Here is a 20,618-nt window from a genome sequence, read left to right as displayed (position 1 = left end):
GGGCCGCGATGGGCAGAAGGGTTGTTGACTGAAACTATTCAGCGCCATAGGTGTCTGAATATCTATCCTCAGCAGGGAGGCAGGGGCGATGTCAGGACCGCGACCCGTGCGCGCGCCGCGCGGCAGCGAGCTGAGTGCCCGGGGGTGGCAGCAGGAAGCCGCTCTGCGCATGCTGCACAACAACCTCGACCCCGAGGTCGCCGAGCACCCCGACGAACTGGTGGTCTACGGCGGCACCGGCAAGGCCGCCCGCGACTGGGCCTCCTTCGACGCCCTCACCCGCACCCTGCGCACGCTGCGCGGCGACGAGACGCTGCTGGTCCAGTCCGGCCGCCCGGTGGGCGTGCTCACCACCCACGAGTGGGCGCCCCGGGTGCTGCTGGCCAACTCCAACCTGGTGGGCGACTGGGCCAACTGGGAGGAGTTCCGCCGCCTGGAGCAACTGGGCCTGACCATGTACGGGCAGATGACCGCCGGCTCGTGGATCTACATCGGCACCCAGGGCATCCTCCAGGGCACCTACGAGACCTTCGCCGCCGTCGCCGCCAAGCGGTTCGGCGGCACCCTGGCCGGCACCATCACCCTCACCGCCGGCCTGGGCGGCATGGGCGGCGCCCAGCCGCTGGCCGTCACCATGAACGACGGCGTCGTCATCTGCGTGGACTGCGACCCGCGCGCCATCGCCCGGCGCATCGAACACGGCTACCTGGACGTCCGCGCCGACTCCCTGGAGGACGCGGTGCGGCGCGCGGAGGAGGCCCGCGACGCACGCCGCCCGCTGTCCATCGGAGTGCTGGGCAACGCGGCGCAGGCCGTACCGCGGCTGCTGGAGCTGGGCGCGCCCATCGACATCGTCACCGACCAGACCAGCGCCCACGACCCGCTGGCCTATCTGCCGGTGGACACCGCCTTCGAGGACATGGCGGACGAGGCGCGACGCGACCCGGCCGGCTTCACCCGGCGGGCCCGTGAGTCGATGGCCCGCCACGTCGCCGCGATGGTCGGCTTCCAGGACGCGGGCGCGGAGGTCTTCGACTACGGGAACTCGATCCGCGGCGAGGCCCAGCTGGCCGGGTACGAGCGGGCGTTCGCCTTCCCCGGCTTCGTCCCCGCCTACATCCGGCCGCTGTTCTGCGAGGGCAAGGGGCCCTTCCGCTGGGCGGCCCTGAGCGGGGACCCGCACGACATCGCCGCCACCGACCGGGCCGTCCTGGACCTCTTCCCCGAGAACGAGTCGCTGGCCCGCTGGATCAAGCTGGCCGGCGAACGCGTCCGCTTCCAGGGCCTGCCCGCGCGGATCTGCTGGCTCGGCTACGGCGAACGCGACCGGGCGGGCGAACGCTTCAACGACATGGTCGCCTCCGGTGAACTCGCCGCCCCGGTCGTCATCGGCCGCGACCACCTGGACTGCGGCTCCGTCGCCTCCCCCTACCGCGAGACCGAGGCCATGCGGGACGGCTCCGACGCCATCGCCGACTGGCCGCTGCTCAACGCCATGGTCAACGTCGCCTCCGGCGCCTCCTGGGTCTCCCTGCACCACGGCGGCGGCGTCGGCATGGGCCGTTCCCTGCACGCCGGACAGGTCACCGTCGCGGACGGCACCCGGCTGGCCGGCGAGAAGATCCAGCGCGTGCTGACCAACGACCCGGGCATGGGCGTCATCCGGCACGTCGACGCCGGCTACGACAGCGCCGAGACCGTCGCCGCCGAGCGGGGCGTCCGCGTCCCCATGCGCGAGGGGGAGGCGTGATGGCGGACGGCTTCCCCGCCATGTGGCGGGACCTGGCGCCCCTCGGGCGCGACTCCGGCACCGGCGGCTACCGGCGGTACGCCTGGGGCGGCGCCGACGGCGACTGCCGCGACTGGTTCCGCGACCAGGCCCAGGTACGCGGACTGCGCTACGAGGTGGACCGCAACGGCAACCAGTGGGCCTGGCGCGGCGACCCCGCCGCGGGGGACGCCGTGGTCACCGGCTCCCACCTGGACTCGGTGCCCGACGGCGGCGCCTTCGACGGGCCGCTCGGGGTGGTGTCCGCGTTCGCCGCCGTGGACCGGGTGCCGACCGGCGGACGGCCGCTGGGCATCGTCAACTTCACCGACGAGGAGGGCGCCAGGTTCGGCGTCGCCTGCGTCGGCTCCCGGCTGGCCACCGGCACCCTCACCCCGGAACGCGCCCACACCCTGCGCGACGCCCACGGCATCACCCTGCCGCAGGCCATGGAACGCGCCGGGCAGGACCCGGACGCCATCGGCGCCGACCCCGAACGGCTCGCCCGCATCGGCGCGTTCGTCGAACTGCACATCGAACAGGGCCGGGCCCTGGACCACACCCCGCACCCCGTCGGCGTCGCCTCCGCGATCTGGCCGCACGGCCGCTGGCGGTTCGACTTCCACGGCGCCGCCAACCACGCGGGCACCACCCGCCTCGAAGACCGCCGCGACCCGATGCTGACCTACGCCACCACCGTGCTCGGCGCCCGAAAGAAGGCCCGGCTGGCCGGGGCGCTCGCCACCTTCGGCAAGGTCGCCGTCGAACCCAACGGCGTCAACGCCATCCCCTCCCTGGTACGCGGCTGGCTGGACGCCCGCGCCGCCGACCGGCCCACGCTGGACGCCATGGTCGCCGAGATCGAGCGGGCCGCCGCCGAACGCGGCGACCGCGACGGGGTCGGCGTCACCGTCACCGAGGAATCCCGCACCGGCCTCGTCGAGTTCGACACCGCGCTGCGCGACCGGCTGGCCGCCCTGCTCACCGAGCGGCTCGGCGGCGCGCCGCTGCTGCCGACCGGCGCCGGGCACGACGCCGGGATCCTGTCCGCCACCGTGCCCACGGCCATGCTCTACGTGCGCAACCCCACCGGCATCTCCCACGCACCCACCGAGCACGCAACCGAGGACGACTGCGAGGCCGGCGTCACCGCCCTCGCCGAGGTACTGGAGGAACTGGTGTGTCGCTGAGCGCACAGACGTACTGGGCCGCCCATGCCTGGCTCAACGGCACGGTCGAGGCCGGCACGGTCATCTCCACCGGTGCGGACGGCCGGATCACCGCCGTCCGCACCGGCGTCCCCGAGCCGCCCGTCGGCGCCGTCCCGCTCGGCGGTCTCACCGTCCCCGGACTGGCCAACGCCCACAGCCACTTCTTCCACCGCGCGCTGCGCGGCACCACCCAGATCGGCGGCGGCACCTTCTGGACCTGGCGCGAGGCCATGTACCTGGTCGCCTCCCAGCTCACCCCCGAATCCGCCCACGAACTCGCCCGCGCCGTCTACGCCGAGATGGCGCTGGCCGGCATCACCTGCGTCGGTGAGTTCCACTACGTGCACCACGCCCCCGGCGGCACCCCGTACCAGAACCCCAACGCCATGGGCGAGGCCCTGATCGCCGCCGCCGGCGAGGCCGGCATCCGCCTCACCCTCCTCGACACCTGCTATCTCACCTCCGGATTCGGCACCCCGCCCACCCCGCAGCAACGCCGCTTCAGCGACGGCACCGCCGACGCCTGGGCGACCCGCGCCGCGGCCCTGACCGACACCGGCCACGCCCGGATCGGCGCCGCCATCCACTCGGTACGCGCCGTACCGGCCACCGCCTTCGCCACCGTCGCCGACTGGGCGCGCGAACGCGGCGCCCCCCTGCACCTCCATCTGTCCGAGCAGCCCGCCGAGAACGACGCCTGCCACCGCGCCCACGCCCGCACCCCCACCCGGCTGCTCGCCGACCACGGCATCCTGGGCCCCGGCACCACCGCCGTGCACGCCACTCACCTCACCGACGACGACATCACCCTGCTCGGCGCCACCGGCACCGGCGTGTGCGTGTGCCCCACCACCGAACGCGACCTCGCCGACGGCATCGGCCCCGCCGCCGCCCTCGAACGCGCCGGCAGCCCGCTGAGCCTGGGCAGCGACAGCCACGCCGTCATCGACCTTCTCGAAGAGGCCCGCGCCCTGGAACTCAACGAACGGCTGCGCACCCGCGCCCGCGGCCACTGGACCGCCGCCCAACTGCTGCGCACCGCCTCCGAGGAGGGCCACGCGGCGCTCGGCTGGCCCGACGCCGGCCGCCTGGAACCCGGCTCGCTCGCCGACTTCACCACCGTGGCGCTGGACACCGTCCGTACGGCGGGCCCCGCCCCCGGACTCGCCACCGAAGCGGTGATCTACGCCGCCACCGCCGCCGATGTCCGGCACACCGTGGTCGGCGGCCGGCACATCGTGCGCGACGGCGTGCACCAGACCGTCCACGACACGGCCGGCACCCTGGCCCGTACCATCCGCGCCCTGAACCACCCCCGCTGAGGACGACGACGATGGCCAGCACGGCAATCACCCGCATCGGCACGCTCATCACCAACAACCCCTCCCTGGGCCACGGCCCGCTCGGACAACTCCACGACGCGGCCGTCGTCATCGACGGCGACCGCATCGCCTGGATCGGTACGACCAGTGAAACACCCACCACTGACAGTCACCACGACGCGGCCGGCCGGGCCGTCATCCCGGGCTTCGTCGACTCCCACTCACACCTGCTGTTCGCCGGCGACCGCACCGAGGAATTCACCGCCCGCATGTCCGGCCGCCCCTACACCGCCGGCGGCATCCGCTCCACCGTCACCGCCACCCGCCGCGCGAGCGACCAGCAGCTCGACGCCAACCTGGCCGCCCACCTCACCGAGATGCGGCGCCAGGGCACCACCACCGTGGAGACCAAGTCCGGCTACGGCCTCACCACCGAGGACGAGGCCCGCGCCCTGCGCGTCGCCCGCGCCCACACCCCCGAGACCACCTATCTCGGCGCGCACATCACCGCACCCGAGTACGCCGAGGACCCGGACGCCTACGTCGCCCTCGTCACCGGCCCGATGCTCGACGCCTGCGCCCCGTACGCCCGCTGGATCGATGTCTTCTGCGAGCGCGGCGCGTTCGGCGCGGACGCCGCCCGCACCATCCTGGCCGCCGGCCGCGCCAGGGGCCTGGCCCCCCGGGTGCACGCCAACCAGCTCGGTCCGGGCCCCGGCGTCCAACTCGCCGTCGAGGCCGGCGCCGTCTCGGCCGACCACTGCACCCACCTCACCGACGCGGACGTCACCGCGCTCGCCGACGGCGACACCGTCGCCACCCTGCTCCCCGGCTGCGAGTTCTCCACCCGCGCCCCGTACCCCGACGCCCGCCGCCTTATCACCGCGGGCGTCACCGTCGCGCTGGCCACCGACTGCAACCCGGGTTCCTCCTACACCTCCTCCATGCCCTTCTGTATCGCCGTGGCCGTCCGCGAGATGGGCATGACCCCCGAGGAGGCCCTGTGGTCCGCCACGGCCGGCGGCGCCGCAGCCCTGGCCCGCGACGACATCGGCCACCTCACCCCGGGCGCCCGCGCCGATCTCGCCCTGCTCGCGGCGCCCTCCCCGGTGCATCTCGCGTACCGCCCCGGCGTCCCGCTGATCGAGGCGGTCTGGCAGAACGGCGCCCGCGTCCCGTAAGGCCCCGGGCAGGGCGACTTCCCCATGGCCACCGCCACAACCCCCGTGCCAGGGTGGGCCGGTGACCGACAGCCTCAGTACGCCCGCCCCCGCGCGGGACCCCTCGGCGGACGGCCGGCCCACCCCGCCCGGCCGCGGCTTCCCGCGCCTGTGGGCGGCCTCCACCGCCTCCAACCTGGGCGACGGCATCACCATGATCGCCTTCCCCTGGCTGGCCACCACCCTCACCGGTGACGCCTTCGCGATCGCCGCCATGGGCGTCGCCCTGCGGCTGCCGTGGCTGCTGTTCTCGCTGCCCGCCGGAGTGCTCGCCGACCGCCTCGACCGGCGGTGGGTCATGGTCACCATGAACGCCGCCCGCGCGCTCGTCATCTGCGTGCTGGCGGTGCTCGTCGCCCTCGACGCCCACTCGCTGCCGGTGCTCTACGCGTGCGCGCTCGCCCTGGGTTTCGCCGAGGTGATGGTCGACAACACCGCGCAGGTCATCCTGCCCGCCGTCGTCGGCAGGGACGGACTGGAAACGGCCAACGGCCGGCTGATGAGCACCCAGATCGTCACCGACGACTTCGTGGGCCGCCCGCTCGGCGGCCTGCTGCTCGGCGTCTCCCTCGCCCTCCCCTTCGCCTTCGGCGCGGGGGCCGCCGCCCTCGCCGCCGTCCTCCTGCTCACCCTGCGCGGTACGTACCGGGCCGCCGCGCCCGCCGCCCCGGCCGGTGGCGCCTCCCGCCGCTCGATGCGCGCCGAGATCGCCGAGGGCGTGCGCTGGTTGTGGGCCCACCCCCTGCTGCGCCCCCTCGCGCTCTCCCTCGCCCTGATGAACATGACCAGCGCCGCCGTCATGGCGATCTACGTCCTGTACGCCCGTGAGGTGCTGGGTGTCGGCGCGCTCGGGTTCGCGCTGCTCACCGCCGTCACCGGGGCCGGCGGCCTGCTGGGCGGATTGCTGGCGTACCGGGTCAGCAGGCGGATGGGGCGGGCCCGTTCACTGATGCTGCTGCTGATGATCGAGGTGGTGGCCTACGGGGTGGGGGCCCTGTCCTCCAGCGCCCACCTGGTGGGCGCGGCCGTGTCGATCACCGGCTTCGGCGCGGTGCTGTGGAACGTGATCACCGTCTCGCTGCGGCAGAGCCTCATCCCCGATCACCTGCTGGGCCGGGTCAACAGCGTGTACCGGCTGCTGGGCTGGGGGGCGATGCCGCTGGGGATGGCGCTCAGCGGCGGGCTGGTCAGTGTGGTGGAGCACCTGATCGGGCGGGAGGCGGGGCTGCGGACGCCGTTCGTGCTGGCCGTCGTCGTCATCCTCGGCGTCATGGTCTACGTACGGCGGCACTTCACGCCCCGCACGCTGCCGGGTTAGCGCGCCTTCGCGGCCGCCGCCGCCCACTTCACCGCGCGGGTGTGCTCCTCCCGCGACAGGGCCTCGCCCGCCGCGATGACCCGCGGGCGCAGCTCGGGGGCCGTCGTCCTGGCGCGGAAGAGGAACGCCACCGTCACCTCGTGGTCGGGCCGGTGCAGCACCCGTACGGGATCGCCGGCCCGTACCGTGCCGGGCCGCAGGACCCGGAAGTAGGCGCCGGGCGCCGCGTCCTGGGTGAAGCGCTTGACCCAGCCGTGCTCGCCCAGCCATTCGGCGAACGTGCGGCACGGGATGCGCGGTGCGGTGGCCTCCAGGACGACCTCGTCGCCGATCTGCCACCGCTCCCCGATGAGGGCGCCGTTGACGTCGACGCCGAGCGTCGTGAGGTTCTCGCCGAAGACCCCGGGCGCCAGCTCGCGCCCCAGCACGGTCTCCCAGCGGTCCAGGTCCTCGCGGGCGAAGGCGTACACCGCCTGGTCGGCCCCGCCGTGGTTGCGCGGGTCGCTCACCGTGTCGCCGGCCAGCCCGCTGCCGCCCTCACCACCCGGGCCGGGGGAGGCCACCGCGACGGGACCGGCCACGGGGCGTTTGTCGATGCCGGTGTACCCGCCCGCCGTGTCGGTGTACGAAACGACGCGGGCCCGGCCGATGTTGACGGACAGCAGCTCCATGGCTGCCACCCTACGGCCCGGCCGGGCCCATGTGTCCGGTAACGCCGCCACGGAGTTCCTGCCCCGGACGGCGGTCGCGCGGTCAGTCCTCGACCATCAGACCTTGTCGCAGCTTGCGCAGCGTTCTCGCGAGCAGCCGCGAGACGTGCATCTGGGAGATGCCCAGCTCTTCCCCGATCTCCGACTGCGTCATGTTGGCCACGAACCGCAGGGAGAGGATCTTGCGGTCGCGCGGCGACAGTTCGGCGATGAGCGGCTTGAGGGACTCGACGTATTCGATGCCCTCCAGGCCGTGGTCCTCGTAGCCGATCCGGTCGGCCAGCGCGCCCTCCGCGTCGTCCTCCTCGGGCTGCGCGTCCAGCGAACTGGCGGTGTACGCGTTGGAGGCGGCCATGCCCTCCACGATCTCGTCGTGGCTGAGGTTGAGCCGCTCGGCGAGCTCGGCCACGGTCGGGGAGCGGTCCAGCTGCTGCGCGAGTTCGTCGCCGGCCTTGGCCAGGTCCAGGCGCAGTTCCTGGAGTCGTCGCGGCACCCGTACCGACCAGGAGGTGTCGCGGAAGAAACGCTTGATCTCCCCGATGATCGTGGGCATCGCGAAGGTGGGGAATTCCACCCCGCGATCGGCCTCGAACCGGTCGATCGCCTTGATAAGTCCAATGGTGCCGACCTGGACGATGTCCTCCATCGGCTCACTGCGGGAGCGGAATCGCGAGGCGGCGAACTTCACCAGCGCCAGATTCAGCTCAACCAGGGTGTTGCGGACATACGCGTACTCGTGGGTGCCCTCTTCGAGATTCCGCAGCCTGACGAACAGGCTCTTGGACAGCGCACGCGCGTCCATCGGGGCGATCTCGTCGAATCGCTGGTCCTCGGGGATCTCGGGCAGCAGCTCGTGAATGCTCTCGGGCGCCGACGGGGCGGCGGCCCCGGCGATCTCGTGCATCGTGGGCTGCTCGGTCACGCTCTGCGGTTCTTCTGTCCGGGGGGCGGGTGACATGTGTGTCCTCCGTAGTCTCTCGGCATATGGCTGCCGAAGCCATGACGTGCACTGCGAAGTGCGGCGCCTCCAAAGCCGGCGTGGTCTGCTGTTGCCTTACTAGCCCTACCCGTCTTCCGCCGGGAATAGCAAGTCTGCTATGTCTGAATTGATTGCTATGTCTGTCCTGTTCGGGTGTTGAGCCACGGCGCAACGGGCTAAGGTTCGGTGCTAGCCAGGAAGCCCATTCCAATTGAAGGGGGCTGCATGGACCGCGCGATGCCGGGCAGCGGAAACCGGCGCCAGTTGACGGTCGATGTGCGGCGTATCGACGCCGGAGCGGTTGTCTCGCCAGCCGGGGAACTCGATCACCATTCCGCCGGAATGTTGCGTGAGTCACTCGACGATTGCGTCGCCGGCGGATGTTCCCGAATCGTTATCGACTGCTCGGGGCTGGAGTTCTGCGACTCCACCGGACTCAATGTGCTCCTGTCCACCCGCGTGGACGCCGAGGCCGCCGGTGGCGGAGTCCACCTCGCCGCGATGCGGCCCATGGTGGCCCGGGTCTTCGAGATCACCGGAGCGGGTGCGGTCTTCTCCGTGCACCCGAGCCTGGACGACGCTCTCGCGGCGCTCCCCAGCAGCTGATCCTTCCCCTGTTTGCGCAGGTCGGCCCCGCTGTACGGGAGGGGGTCGGCCGGGTCACACTATTCCCCGGATCGGGCGGGTGTTCTCCTCGCTCTTCCGGGCAGGAGCCCAGGCACGCCGGACCGGGATGGAGCCGGCGGCCGGCCCGGGAACCGGTCGGCAGGTCAGGGCGACCTATCAGAGCGATAGGTCGGTGCGGCTCAGGTGCGGCGGCACGTGGTGATACGGCGAGGGAGGCGTGCAGTGAGTACGACCCATCCGTATCCGGCGGGAGAGCACGGTGGGGACGACGCGGCGTTGGAGGCCGCCGGCCCCGGAGGCGCGGCTCGGCCCGACGGGGCCGAGGCGGTGCGCCAGATCCGTCGGCTGCGCCTGGTCGGTACCTCCGGCGCGGTCTCGCGCTCCCGTGAGTTCGCCCGCGCCGCCCTGCACGACTGGGGATGGCTGCCGGCCGCCACCGACGAGGCCAGGGCCGCCGCCGAGGACGCCCTGCTGGTCGTCTCCGAGCTGGTGACCAACGCCTGCCTGCACGCGAACGGCCCCGACGAGCTGCGCCTGGGATGCGGCCCCAAGGTGCTGCGCGTGGAGGTCTCCGACCGCGGCAGCGGAATGCCCGCCCCCGACCTCGCCCGCCGCGCCGGGCGCCCCGGCGGCCACGGCATGTTCATCGTGCAGCGCCTGTGCCTGGACTGGGGCGTGGCCCGTGAGGCCGGCCCGCAGGACGGCTCCGGCGCCCCCGGCAAAACGGTCTGGGCCGAACTGGCGGCACCCACCGCCCCATGAGTGCCCCCGGGGCACGACCTGCCGTCTCCCACCGGGACGAGCGGTCCGGGCCGTCTACCATCGGCCCCATGACCCGAGTTTTGCTCGCCGAGGACGACGCATCCATCTCAGAGCCGCTGGCCCGCGCCCTGCGCCGCGAGGGCTACGAGGTGGAGGTGCGCGAGGACGGCCCCGGCGCGCTGCGTGCCGGGCTGCGCGGCGACGTGGACCTGGTCGTGCTCGACCTCGGCCTGCCGGGCATGGACGGTCTGGAGGTGTGCCGGCGGCTGCGTACCGAGGGCCTGGGCCTGCCGGTCCTGGTGCTGACCGCCCGCGCGGACGAGGTGGACACCGTCGTCGGTCTGGACGCCGGTGCCGATGACTACGTCACCAAGCCCTTCCGGCTGGCCGAGCTGCTGGCCCGGGTCCGGGCCCTGCTGCGGCGCGGCACCACCGAGCCCGCCGTCGCCCCCGCCGTGCACGGCATCCGCATCGACGTGGAGTCGCACCGGGCCTGGATGGGCGAGAACGAGCTGCATCTGACCGCCAAGGAGTTCGACCTGCTGCGGGTCCTGGTACGGGACGCCGGGCGGGTGGTCACCCGCGAGCAACTCATGCGCGAGGTGTGGGACACCACCTGGTGGTCCTCCACCAAGACGCTCGACATGCACATCTCCTGGCTGCGCAAGAAGCTCGGCGACGACGCCGCCAACCCGCGCTACATCGCCACCGTACGGGGCGTCGGCTTCCGCTTCGAGAAGAGTTGATCACCGCCCCGTGCGCCGCCGTCTGATCAATTCCACCCTCGCCGTCGTCCTGGTCGTCATCGCGGTCTTCGGCGTCTCGCTGTTCTTCGTCGAGGCCCGCTCCATCGAGTCCACCGCCCGCGACCGGCTCCAGTCGGAGGCGGCCCGGCTGGTCGCGGTCGTGGAGAGCCGGATCGCGGCGGGCGAGCAGGTCACCGCGGCGAAGATGGCGTCCTTCGTGCCGGAGGACCGCCATGTGCTCATCGAGCAGCCGGAGCACCCGCCCATCTCGCTGGGTGTCCCGGCCGGCGCGAACGCTCTGACCGCCACCGAACGCGGGGTAAACGGCGAGACCGTCACCGTCCAGCAGCCGCGCAGCGTCGTCGACGACGAGATCACCCGCATTCTGATGATCATCCTGGTGGTGTCGCTGGGGGCCGTCGCCGCCGCCGCGCTGCTGGCCGTACGGCAGGCCGCCCGGGTCTCCGCCCCGCTCACCGACCTCGCCGAGACCGCCGAGCGCCTGGGCTCGGGCGATCCGCGCCCGCGCCACCGCCGCTACGGGGTCGCCGAGCTGGACCGGGTGGCGGATGTGCTGGACGGCAGCGCCGAGCGGATCGCCCGGATGCTCACCGCCGAGCGCCGGCTGGCCGCCGACGCCTCCCACCAGCTGCGCACGCCGCTGACCGCGCTGTCCATGCGCCTGGAGGAGATCATCGCCACCGCCGACGACCGCGACACGGTGCAGGAGGAGGCGGCGATCGCGCTCACCCAGGTGGAGCGGCTCACGGATGTGGTGCAGCGGCTGCTGACGAACTCGCGCGACGCCCGTTCCAGCTCGGCGGTCGGCTTCGACATCGACGAGGTCGTCCTCCAGCAGCTGGAGGAGTGGAAGCCCGCCTACCGGGGCACGGGACGGGCCCTGGTGCACTCGGGCAAGGCGGGGCTGCGCGCGGTGGGCACCCCCGGGGCGGTGGCGCAGGTACTGGCCACCCTGATCGAGAACTCACTCATGCACGGCGCGGGCACGGTGGCGCTGCGCACCCGCACCACCGGCAACCAGGTGGTCGTCGAGGTCACGGACGAGGGCCGCGGGGTGCCGGTGGAGCTGGGCGCGCGGGTCTTCGAGCGGACGGTGTCCGGCCGCAACTCCACCGGGCTGGGGCTCGCGGTGGCCCGTGACCTCGCGGAGGCGGACGGCGGGCGTCTGGAGCTGCTCCAGCAGCGTCCCCCGGTGTTCGCGCTGTTCCTGAGCCGGGAGGCCGATCAGACGGCGTCGGCGGGGGAGTGAGCGGGGTGGTCGTCGCGGGGCGCGCGCTCCGTGAAGACCCAGGTGCGGTAGGACCAGAAGCGGAACGCGGACGCGATGCCCAGCCCGATCACGTTCTTGGCGAGGTTGTCCGCGAGCACCGAGGTGAAGCCGAGGCCGTAGTGCGAGATGGCGAGCGCCGCGTTCTCCAGCAGCAGGCCGGCGCACGAGAACAGCACGAACAGCCCGGCCTCGCGGCGCTGCCTGCCCTTGTCGCGGTCACGGTAGGTCCAGTGCCGGTTGCCGAAGTAGTTCGCCGTGATGGCGGCGCAGGTGGCCAGCAGCCCGGACAGCAGCGGCTCGACCCCCAGCGCCTGGGCGCAGAGGTTGAAGACCACGACGTTGACGAGGAAGCCGAAGGCGCCGACCGTGCCGAACTTCGCCGCCTCGCGGGCAAGCGGGGGAGGCAGCGGGAGCCTGCGGCGCATCGGACCCCTTCCGTGTCACGTCGGCGTCACACCAAAGTCGTACAGAACATCACATAAGCCTGCGATCATGCTACCCAGCTCCCCCGGCAGGGCGCCCGGTGAACGACCGGACCCACCGCGCGGAGGCCGCCGGGAGACCGCGGGCGGAGCACTCCCGGCCACGGGCGGGCCGTACCCGGAGCCGACGCGAGCACGGGCCCGGCCGGTTCCGTACGGGCTCCCGGACGTCTCCCGGCTCCTTCCCCACCGCCGCTCACAGCAGCCCCGCACCCGGCCGATACCCTGGGGACCGTGACATTTCCGGTAGTCGGCATGGTGGGTGGCGGGCAGCTCGCCCGGATGACCCACGAAGCGGGCATCCCGCTCGGCATCAATTTCAAGGTTCTCAGCGATACGCCGCAGGACTCGGCGGCCAAGGTCGTGGGGGAGGTCGTCATCGGCGACTACCGCGATCTCGACACCCTGCGTGCCTTCGCACAGGGCTGCGATGTGATCACCTTCGATCACGAGCACGTCCCGACCGAACATCTGCGCGCACTGGAGGCGGACGGCATCCCCGTGCGCCCCGGCCCCGACGCCCTGGTGCACGCCCAGGACAAGGGCGTCATGCGGGCACGCCTGACCGAGCTCGGCATCCCCTGCCCCCGGCACCGGATCGTCGCCGACCCGGCCGATGTGGCGCGGTTCGCCGCCGAGGAGGCCGGGGGCTTCCCCGTCGTCCTGAAGACCGTGCGCGGCGGCTACGACGGCAAGGGCGTATGGGTGGTGGACTCCGCCGAGGACGCGGCCATCGCCCAGCCGTTCCTGGCCGGCGTGCCGGTGCTCGCCGAGGAGAAGGTCGACTACACGCGCGAGCTGGCCGCCAACGTGGTCCGCTCCCCGCACGGCCAGGCCGTGGCGTACCCCGTCGTGGAGTCCGTCCAGGTGCGCGGCGTGTGCGACACCGTCATCGCGCCCGCCCCCGGCCTGCCCGACGAGCTGGGCGCCGCCGCTCAGCAGCTGGCCCTGCGGATCGCCGCCGAGCTGAACGTCACCGGCCACCTCGCCGTCGAGCTGTTCGAGACCACCGACGGCCGGGTGCTGGTCAACGAGCTGGCGATGCGCCCGCACAACTCCGGTCACTGGACCCAGGACGGCGCCGTCACCTCCCAGTTCGCCAACCACCTGCGGGCCGTCCTCGACCTCCCGCTGGGCGACCCACGCCCGCGCGCCCCGTGGACCGTCATGGTCAACGTCCTGGGCGGCGACTACCCCGACATGTACCCGGCGTATCTGCACTGCATGGCACGCGACCCCGGGCTGAAGATCCATATGTACGGCAAGGACGTGAAGCCCGGCCGCAAGGTCGGCCATGTCACCACCTACGGCGACGACCTGTCCGAGGTCCGCGAACGCGCCCGGCACGCCGCCGACTACCTGCGGGGAACGATCGACGAATGAGCATCCGTAACGCGCCGGCCGCACCCCCCGTGGTCGGCCTGGTCATGGGCTCCGACTCCGACTGGCCGGTGATGCAGGCCGCCGCCCAGGCCCTCGACGAGTTCGAGGTGCCCTACGAGGCCGACGTGGTCTCCGCGCACCGCATGCCGCGCGAGATGGTCACCTACGGCGAACGGGCCGCCGAGCGCGGGCTGAAGACCATCATCGCCGGCGCCGGCGGCGCCGCCCACCTGCCCGGCATGCTCGCCGCCCTCACCCCGCTGCCCGTCATCGGCGTCCCGGTGCCGCTCAAGCACCTGGACGGCATGGACTCGCTGCTGTCCATCGTGCAGATGCCGGCCGGGGTGCCGGTCGCCACCGTCTCGGTGGGCGGCGCCCGCAACGCCGGACTGCTGGCGGTACGCATCCTCGCCGCGCACGACCCGAAGCTGCGCGACCGGATGCGGGACTTCCAGACCGTGCTCAACGCGCAGGCCACCGAGAAGGGCCGCAAGCTGCGGGCCTCGCTGGGCAAGGACGGGGAGGCCCCCCGGTGAGCGACCTGAGCGCACACCTGGGGCGGGCCCGCGCGCTGCTCGCCGAGCACCCCGTGGTGGACGGCCACAACGATCTGCCGTGGGCGCTGCGCGAGCAGGTCCGCTACGACCTGGACCGGCGCGACATCGCCACCGACCAGAGCGCCCACCTGCACACCGACCTGCCGCGGCTGCGGGCGGGCGGGGTCGGCGCGCAGTTCTGGTCGGTGTACACCCGCTCCGACTACGCCGGCGACGCGGCGGTCAGCTCCACCCTGGAGCAGATCGACGTCGTACGGCAGCTGCTCGCCCGCCACCCCGGCGAACTCGCCCCGGCGGCCTCGGCGGACGAGATGGAGAAGGCACGCGCCGAGGGCCGGATCGCCTCCCTGATGGGCGCCGAGGGCGGGCACTCCATCAACAACTCGCTGGCCACGCTGCGCGCCCTGTACGCGCTGGGCGTGCGCTACATGACGCTCACCCACAACGACACCATCGACTGGGCGGACTCGGCGACCGACGAGCCCCGGCACGGCGGCCTCAGCGCGTTCGGCGAGGAGGTCGTGCGCGAGATGAACCGGATCGGCATGCTCGTCGATCTCTCCCACGTCTCCGCCGACACCATGCGCGACGCGCTGCGGGTCAGCGAGGCGCCGGTGATCTTCTCGCACTCCTCGGCGCGCGCCGTGTGCGACCACCCGCGCAACATCCCCGATGACGTGCTGGCCGCGCTGCCGGGCAACGGCGGGGTGGCGATGGCGACCTTCGTGCCGAAGTTCGTGCTGCCGGCCGCGGTGGAGTGGACGCGCCGCGCGGACGAGAACATGCGGGCGCACGGGCTGCACCACCTGGACACCACGGAAGCCGGCATGCGCGTCCAGCGGGCCTTCGAGGAGGCTCACCCGCGTCCGGTGGCAACCCCGGCGACGGTGGCCGATCACCTGGACCACATGCGCGAGGTGGCGGGCGTCGATCACCTCGGTATCGGCGGTGACTTCGACGGCACGGCGTTCCTGCCCCAGGGTCTTGACTCGGTGGCGGGCTACCCCAACCTCATCGCGGAGCTGCTGCGGCGCGGCTGGTCGGACGCCGATCTGGCCAAGCTGACCTGGCAGAACGCGGTCCGGGTGCTGCGTGACGCGGAGACGGTGGCCGCCGGTCCCGGCGCCCGGCGCGGTCCCTCGAACGCCACCATCGAGCAGTTGGACGGCCCCGCCGCCGATTCCGGACATTGAGAACATTGGGTGGGATAGCGCCTCTTGGGGAGTGCGTGGTGACTGACCTCACTTTCTGCCCCTGAAGGGGTTCCGGCGAGGCGCGGGGCGCCGCTCCGCAAGGTCGGCAAGTCGGACATTCACACCTGAAGTTGGCGCGGAACGGGAATGATCGCCCGAAGGTGATCATTCCCGTTTCCGTTGCGTGATCAAGCCCGCGCCCGCCGCCGCTTGTTGTCTTGTCCGAATTAACGGGATTACGGTGCTCCCGCGTCGCACCCGCGACGATCCGCGACCGGACGCCCAATCCTGTCACCGGCCACGGAAACGCAGTCCTTCCCCATGACAGGAGCGGGGGAACCACTTCCCGCCGGCCCGTACGCAGCACGGACCGGCTCGGGGTGAAGCCACCGCCGCGCGGCTCGTCCGACGGCAGTGGCCGGGCTCCTTCTCGGCCCGAACCCGACAGCTCACCTCGCAGGCGATGAGAGGAGCCCCGTATGTCCGGACGCGGTCGTCACCGCGCCTCGCGCGCCCATCGCTTCACCCGCCTCACCCGTGCCTCCGTGCTGCTGGCCATAGGCGGCGCCGGCATCGCCGTGCCGCTGGCCACCGCCGGTGCCGCACACGCCGCCGACCAGCCGGCCGTCACCGCCACGTACACGGTCAAGGCCGGTGACACCCTCAGCAAGATCGCCCGCGACCTGGGCCTGGAGGGCGGCTGGAAGGGTCTGTACGCCGACAACAAGGCCGCCATCGGCGCCGACGCCGGTCTCATCAAGCCCGGCCTGAAGCTGGAGCTGTCCACCTACGCGGGCACCAAGACGGCCACCGCCGAGGTGGAGACCCCCGCGGCGGAGCCCGCCCCGGCGACCGGCGGCTGGGTCTCCCCGATCGCCGACGGCGCCCTGGCGACCGGCTACAAGGTGGCCGGCTCCATGTGGGCCAGCGGCTACCACACCGGTATCGACTTCCCGGCCGCCACCGGCACCCCGGTGCTGGCCGTGGGCGACGGCGAGGTCATCTCGGCCGGCGACGGCGGCAGCTACGGCAACCAGGTCGTCATCAAGCACGCGGACGGCCACTACAGCCAGTACGCCCACCTGTCCTCGCTCTCGGTGAGCGCCGGCCAGTCGGTGTCCGCCGGTGACCAGATCGGCGGCGTCGGCAGCACCGGCAACAGCACCGGGCCGCACCTGCACTTCGAGATCAGGACCGGCGCCGACTACGGCTCGGACATCGATCCGCTGGCCTTCCTGCGGGCCCAGGGCGTCACTCTCTGACGCCTCCCCGACGGCCGCCCGCACCGGCCCCGCCCGCCCCGCCGCCCCCCGTGGACGGCGGGGCGGGCGTTCTCCTGCCGGCCCGGGCCCCGGCTCAGCGGCTGAGGTTCTGGTAGCGGCGCACCGCCAGCGGCGCGAACACCGCGACCAGGAGCACCGGCCACGCGACGGCGAGCGCCAGCGCGTGCTCCGTCGGCCAACTGGCGCCCGCCGTGTGCGGACCCGGGTTGCCGAACAGCTCCCGGATCGCCGCCACCGTCGCCGACAGCGGGTTCCACGCCGAGATCGTGCCGAGCCAGCCCGGCATCAGCTCGGGCGCCACGAACACGTTGGAGACCGCGGTCAGCGGGAAGGCCAGCGGGAAGACGATGACGCCGACCGTGTCCGGGTTGGGCACCAGCAGCCCCACGAAGATCCCGACCCAGGTCATCGCGATCCGCAGCGCCAGCACCAGCGCCACCGCCAGCAGCGCGTACCCGATGCCGCGGTGCCAGGTCCAGCCCACCAGCAGCCCGCAGACCACCAGGACGGTCATCTCCAGCAGCGCCCGGAACAGATCGGCGACGCTGCGCCCGGTCAGCAGCGCCGAGCGAGCGATCGGCAGCGAACGGAACCGGTCCACCACCCCGCGCTGGGCGTCGTGCGCGACCGAGGTGGCGGTGGCCCCCATCCCGTACAGCATGGTCATCGCGAACACGCCCGGCAGCAGGAACTCCCGGTAGTTGCCGCCGTCCGGCAGCTGCATGCCGCTGCCGAAGACGTAGCCGAAGACCAGCACGAACATGATCGGCAGCGTGAAGTAGATGCCGATCTCTTCGGGCGAGCGCACCACGTGCGCCATGTTGCGGCCCGTCATCACCCAGCTGTCGGCCGCCGCCGGACGGAGCTTCCTCATGCCGTCACCTCCGTCTTCCCCGTACGGCCCGCCGTGAGGTGCAGGAACGCCTCGTCGAGGGTCGGCCGCCGGGTGCCGATGTCCTCCACCGTCAGTCCGGCGTCGTGCAGACCCCGTACGACCTCGGTCAGCGCCGCCACCCGGTCGGTGACCGGGACGCCCACCCGCCGGGTGTCCGGGTCGGTGGTGGCGGGCGCGCCCGCTATCCGCTCCAGCAGGGCGGCCACCCTCACCAGGTCCCCGGCCCGCCGGGTGACGATCTCCACCCGGTCGCCCCCGATACGGGCCTTCAGCTCGTCGGCGGTGCCCTCGGCGATGACCCGGCCCGCGTCGACCACCGAGATGCGGTCGGCGAGCTGGTCGGCCTCCTCCAGGTACTGCGTGGTCAGCAGCACGGTGGTGCCCGCGGCGAGCAGGTCGCGCACCGCGTCCCACACCTCGTTGCGGCTGCGCGGGTCGAGTCCGGTGGTGGGCTCGTCCAGGAACAGCACCCGGGGGGTGCGGATGATGCTGGCGGCCAGGTCCAGCCGGCGCCGCATGCCGCCGGAGTACTGTCCGGCCGATTTGGCGGCGGCACCGGTGAGGCCGAACCGCTCCAGCAGTTCGTCGGCGCGCCGTCCGGCCGCCGCCTTGGACATCCGGTGCAGCCGCCCGAACATCACCAGGTTCTGCCGGCCGCTGAGCGTTTCGTCCACGGCGGCGTACTGGCCGGTGAGCCCGATGACGCCGCGCACCCGCTGCGGCTCGCGCGCCACGTCCAGGCCGCAGACGGTGGCCCGGCCCGCGTCGTACCGCAGCAGGGTGGCCAGCGCCCGCACGGCGGTGGTCTTGCCGGCGCCGTTGGGGCCGAGCACACCGTGCAGGGTGCCCGTCTCGACGGTGAGATCGAATCCGTTGAGGGCGTAGGTGCCCCCGTACCGCTTGCGCAGCCCCTCGGCCACGATGGCGTGTTCTGCCATGGGTGGTGCCTTTCCCGTCCCCGAAACTGTGTATCAAGTACACTACCGTTTACAAGATACACAGTTTTAAGATGGCGTCAATCGTGAACGGGAGCGGAGGAGAACGGCATGGCGGCGCGGCGCGACCCCGAGCACACGGCCGACCTGCTGTGGCGGAGACAGCGGCCGGGCAGCCGCGGACCACGCGGCTCACTGACGGTGGATCAGATCGTGGACACCGCGGTGGAGCTCGCCGACGCGGAGGGCATGGCCGGGGTGACCATGGGCAAGGTCGCCAAGCGCCTGGGTGTCACCACCATGTCGCTGTACCGGTACATCCCCGGCAAGGACGACCTCGTCGACCTGATGTTCGAACAGGCGACCGGGCGGCCGGAGACCACCGACTGGCCCACCGAGTGGCGCGCCCGGGTCCGGGCCTTCTCGCACGCCCAGTACCAGGTGCTCATGGCTCGGCCCTGGCTGCTCGACGTCCCCATCGGCACCCCGCCCATGGGGCCCAACAACGTCGCCTGGATGGAAGCGGGCCTGTCCGCCATGGAGCCCACCCCGCTCACCCCCGAGGACCGGATGGGCGTACTCAGCGTGATCTCCGGCTACGCGCTGACCGAGGCGCGCCAGGCCGAGGTGGTCCGCCGCGCGGCTCCCTCCACCGGCCTGACCTACACCGAATGGGGCGCCGCGTACCACCAGGTGCTGGCCAGGGTGGTGGAGGAGGGGCGCTACCCGGCGCTCAGCGCGATCGTGGAGGCCGGCGTCTTCGCGGATGACCGCACCACGCCGGAGGAGGAGTTCTTCTACGGCCTCGACTTCATCCTGGACGGGGTCGAGGCCCTCATGGAAAAACGGCGGGCCGCCCAGGGCTCCGCGCCCTGACCGCCCGCCGTTCCCCCGGCCCGTTCAAGGGGTCTGAGACCGGTAGGGCCGCATGGTGAGGTGTCGCGTGTTCCTCGGTGCTGACAGGTGCCTTGTCACCGTGTGTGGTCTCCGGGGGCGTATCGGCTCCAGGTTCCGCCGGCCGCGAAGTACGGGGCGGCCCCGACCCGCGCGGAGCAACCTCACCGCTGCTTCACCAATGACGACAGAGGGTGTCGGGTTTACGGCCGACGATGGACGTATGCGCGAGACCCCAGAAGAACTCGACAAGCTCCAGTCCCTCCTCGACTCCTCCCTCTCCGGCTCGACCGCACACCTCCGCTCGATCGTCGAGGGCCGCACCATCACGGCGGCGCAGCTCACCGGGGTCATCACCGGCATGTGCACGCTCGCCCTCTCCACGGTGACCGCAAAGGGCGAACCGCGGATCAGCGGCGCCGACGGGCACTTCCTGCACGGCCGGTGGCACTTCGGCACGGCGCGCAACGCCGCCAAGGCCCGTCATCTCGCGGCCCGTCCGGCTGCCAGCGTCGCGCACATGCGCGGCGAGGACCTCGGCGTGTTCACCCACGGCACGGTGGAGGAGCTGAACCCCGAGGACGCCGAGACCACGGCCGACTGGCAGGAACTCCTCGCCTACTTGAAGGACTTCTACGGCGACGACGACGCCTTCGACTGGAACCGCGAGGCCGTCTACTACCGGCTGAACCCGCACTGGATGACCGTCTACGCCCCCGACCTCGGCAAGCTCACCGGCACGTGACACCGGGCCCGTCGACGAGGGCCTGCACCTGCGCGTACGTGGGTGCGGGGCCGGTCGACGGCGCGCCGCCGCGTACCGCCGGCGCCGTGGCGACGGCCTCGCCCGGCGCCCGCCGGTACAGCAGCGACCCGAGGCTGCCCACCCCCGAGTTCTCCACCCGGCTTCGCTGCGTTCGAGCAGGGGGCCGCTCGGCGTCTTGCCGGCCCGGGGAACCAGGAACGGCAAGGTCGCGAGGTGGCCCCGAACCCACGGAAGCAACTCCGCAGAGCGGGTGCCGGGGCCCGGAGGACAAGGTGG

Annotated in this window: 21 protein-coding genes and 1 riboswitch; of the genes, 15 read left to right on the top strand and 6 right to left on the bottom strand. The window is 72.6% G+C overall.

The window, feature by feature from the left end; genetic code table 11:
- The first annotated feature begins 88 nt into the window (after positions 1 to 88).
- The 5 genes from hutU to SXIM_RS09150 all read left to right on the top strand — a co-directional run bounded on the left by hutU (position 89) and on the right by SXIM_RS09150 (position 6,839).
- Positions 89 to 1,750 carry a urocanate hydratase gene (gene hutU, locus SXIM_RS09170; protein WP_046723579.1) on the top strand — a complete coding sequence of 554 codons (1,662 nt, stop codon included), beginning with the start codon at positions 89 to 91 and terminating at the stop codon, positions 1,748 to 1,750.
- Positions 1,751 to 1,770: 20 nt separating this feature from the next.
- Positions 1,771 to 2,958, top strand: a complete 1,188-nt coding sequence (locus SXIM_RS09165; RefSeq protein ID WP_107073979.1) for an allantoate amidohydrolase — start codon at positions 1,771 to 1,773, stop codon at positions 2,956 to 2,958.
- Positions 2,949 to 4,301, top strand: coding sequence for a formimidoylglutamate deiminase (locus SXIM_RS09160; RefSeq protein ID WP_030735712.1), 1,353 nt, complete (start codon positions 2,949 to 2,951; stop codon positions 4,299 to 4,301). Before SXIM_RS09165 ends, SXIM_RS09160 begins: the two co-directional genes overlap by 10 nt.
- A gap of 11 nt (positions 4,302 to 4,312) precedes the next feature.
- On the top strand, positions 4,313 to 5,482 hold the full coding sequence (hutI, locus tag SXIM_RS09155) for an imidazolonepropionase (RefSeq protein WP_046723576.1): 1,170 nt from the start codon (positions 4,313 to 4,315) through the stop codon (positions 5,480 to 5,482).
- Between the two features lie 61 nt (positions 5,483 to 5,543).
- Positions 5,544 to 6,839 (top strand): MFS transporter, encoded by a 1,296-nt coding sequence (locus SXIM_RS09150; protein ID WP_053116144.1) that lies wholly within the window; start codon positions 5,544 to 5,546, stop codon positions 6,837 to 6,839.
- Here the strand turns inward: SXIM_RS09150 and SXIM_RS09145 are convergent.
- Both SXIM_RS09145 and SXIM_RS09140 read right to left on the bottom strand, forming a co-directional pair.
- Complete coding sequence (locus tag SXIM_RS09145; protein ID WP_030735706.1) at positions 6,836 to 7,510, bottom strand: MOSC domain-containing protein; 675 nt, start codon at positions 7,508 to 7,510, stop codon at positions 6,836 to 6,838. The genes SXIM_RS09150 and SXIM_RS09145 overlap by 4 nt on opposite strands.
- 82 nt (positions 7,511 to 7,592) lie before the next feature.
- On the bottom strand, positions 7,593 to 8,453 hold the full coding sequence (locus SXIM_RS09140; protein WP_234390310.1) for an RNA polymerase sigma factor SigF: 861 nt from the start codon (positions 8,451 to 8,453) through the stop codon (positions 7,593 to 7,595).
- Positions 8,454 to 8,753: 300 nt separating this feature from the next.
- On the opposite strand from SXIM_RS09140, the gene SXIM_RS09135 reads away from it, so the two are divergent.
- From SXIM_RS09135 to SXIM_RS09120, 4 genes are all read left to right on the top strand, one after another.
- Positions 8,754 to 9,134, top strand: a complete 381-nt coding sequence (locus SXIM_RS09135) for an STAS domain-containing protein (protein ID WP_030735702.1) — start codon at positions 8,754 to 8,756, stop codon at positions 9,132 to 9,134.
- Positions 9,135 to 9,377: 243 nt separating this feature from the next.
- On the top strand, positions 9,378 to 9,917 hold the full coding sequence (locus tag SXIM_RS09130) for an ATP-binding protein (RefSeq protein WP_046723574.1): 540 nt from the start codon (positions 9,378 to 9,380) through the stop codon (positions 9,915 to 9,917).
- Between the two features lie 68 nt (positions 9,918 to 9,985).
- Positions 9,986 to 10,663 (top strand): response regulator transcription factor, encoded by a 678-nt coding sequence (locus tag SXIM_RS09125; RefSeq protein ID WP_030735694.1) that lies wholly within the window; start codon positions 9,986 to 9,988, stop codon positions 10,661 to 10,663.
- Between the two features lie 10 nt (positions 10,664 to 10,673).
- Positions 10,674 to 11,933 carry an ATP-binding protein gene (locus SXIM_RS09120; protein ID WP_030735691.1) on the top strand — a complete coding sequence of 420 codons (1,260 nt, stop codon included), beginning with the start codon at positions 10,674 to 10,676 and terminating at the stop codon, positions 11,931 to 11,933.
- Here the strand turns inward: SXIM_RS09120 and SXIM_RS09115 are convergent.
- On the bottom strand, positions 11,909 to 12,379 hold the full coding sequence (locus SXIM_RS09115; RefSeq protein ID WP_046723573.1) for a GtrA family protein: 471 nt from the start codon (positions 12,377 to 12,379) through the stop codon (positions 11,909 to 11,911). The two genes, SXIM_RS09120 and SXIM_RS09115, sit on opposite strands and share 25 nt — an antisense overlap.
- 291 nt (positions 12,380 to 12,670) lie before the next feature.
- On the opposite strand from SXIM_RS09115, the gene SXIM_RS09110 reads away from it, so the two are divergent.
- The 4 genes from SXIM_RS09110 to SXIM_RS09095 all read left to right on the top strand — a co-directional run bounded on the left by SXIM_RS09110 (position 12,671) and on the right by SXIM_RS09095 (position 16,831).
- Positions 12,671 to 13,819 carry a 5-(carboxyamino)imidazole ribonucleotide synthase gene (locus SXIM_RS09110; protein WP_078635709.1) on the top strand — a complete coding sequence of 383 codons (1,149 nt, stop codon included), beginning with the start codon at positions 12,671 to 12,673 and terminating at the stop codon, positions 13,817 to 13,819.
- Complete coding sequence (gene purE, locus SXIM_RS09105; protein WP_030735682.1) at positions 13,816 to 14,355, top strand: 5-(carboxyamino)imidazole ribonucleotide mutase; 540 nt, start codon at positions 13,816 to 13,818, stop codon at positions 14,353 to 14,355. Before SXIM_RS09110 ends, purE begins: the two co-directional genes overlap by 4 nt.
- 5 nt (positions 14,356 to 14,360) lie before the next feature.
- The gene (locus SXIM_RS09100; protein WP_030735679.1) at positions 14,361 to 15,569 is read left to right on the top strand and encodes a dipeptidase; all 1,209 of its coding nucleotides are present in this window, start codon (positions 14,361 to 14,363) and stop codon (positions 15,567 to 15,569) included.
- 303 nt (positions 15,570 to 15,872) lie between these two features.
- Positions 15,873 to 16,044: riboswitch (cyclic di-AMP (ydaO/yuaA leader) on the top strand.
- Between the two features lie 4 nt (positions 16,045 to 16,048).
- Positions 16,049 to 16,831, top strand: a complete 783-nt coding sequence (locus SXIM_RS09095) for a M23 family metallopeptidase (protein ID WP_030735676.1) — start codon at positions 16,049 to 16,051, stop codon at positions 16,829 to 16,831.
- Between the two features lie 94 nt (positions 16,832 to 16,925).
- Here the strand turns inward: SXIM_RS09095 and SXIM_RS09085 are convergent, their stop codons facing one another.
- Together SXIM_RS09085 and SXIM_RS09080 are read right to left on the bottom strand one after the other, a co-directional pair.
- Positions 16,926 to 17,726: an ABC transporter permease gene (locus SXIM_RS09085; protein ID WP_030735674.1), complete on the bottom strand. Its 801-nt coding sequence runs from the start codon at positions 17,724 to 17,726 to the stop codon at positions 16,926 to 16,928.
- Positions 17,723 to 18,685, bottom strand: coding sequence for a daunorubicin resistance protein DrrA family ABC transporter ATP-binding protein (locus SXIM_RS09080; RefSeq protein WP_030735672.1), 963 nt, complete (start codon positions 18,683 to 18,685; stop codon positions 17,723 to 17,725). Before SXIM_RS09080 ends, SXIM_RS09085 begins: the two co-directional genes overlap by 4 nt.
- Positions 18,686 to 18,793: 108 nt before the next feature.
- Between SXIM_RS09080 and SXIM_RS09075 the strand changes: the two genes are divergently transcribed.
- Together SXIM_RS09075 and SXIM_RS09070 are read left to right on the top strand one after the other, a co-directional pair.
- Positions 18,794 to 19,558 (top strand): TetR/AcrR family transcriptional regulator, encoded by a 765-nt coding sequence (locus SXIM_RS09075; RefSeq protein WP_046723570.1) that lies wholly within the window; start codon positions 18,794 to 18,796, stop codon positions 19,556 to 19,558.
- Positions 19,559 to 19,799: 241 nt separating this feature from the next.
- Complete coding sequence (locus SXIM_RS09070) at positions 19,800 to 20,321, top strand: pyridoxamine 5'-phosphate oxidase family protein (RefSeq protein ID WP_030735667.1); 522 nt, start codon at positions 19,800 to 19,802, stop codon at positions 20,319 to 20,321.
- Here SXIM_RS09070 and SXIM_RS09065 read toward each other — a convergent pair.
- Positions 20,308 to 20,463, bottom strand: a complete 156-nt coding sequence (locus tag SXIM_RS09065; RefSeq protein ID WP_234306940.1) for a hypothetical protein — start codon at positions 20,461 to 20,463, stop codon at positions 20,308 to 20,310. The two genes, SXIM_RS09070 and SXIM_RS09065, sit on opposite strands and share 14 nt — an antisense overlap.
- Positions 20,464 to 20,618: the final 155 nt, after the last annotated feature.

Origin of the sequence: Streptomyces xiamenensis (assembly GCF_000993785.3) — a bacterium.
GTDB lineage: Bacteria > Actinomycetota > Actinomycetes > Streptomycetales > Streptomycetaceae > Streptomyces > Streptomyces xiamenensis.
The sequence above is the reverse complement of the archived record's forward strand: the minus strand, read 5'-3'. Positions and strand labels throughout refer to the sequence as shown.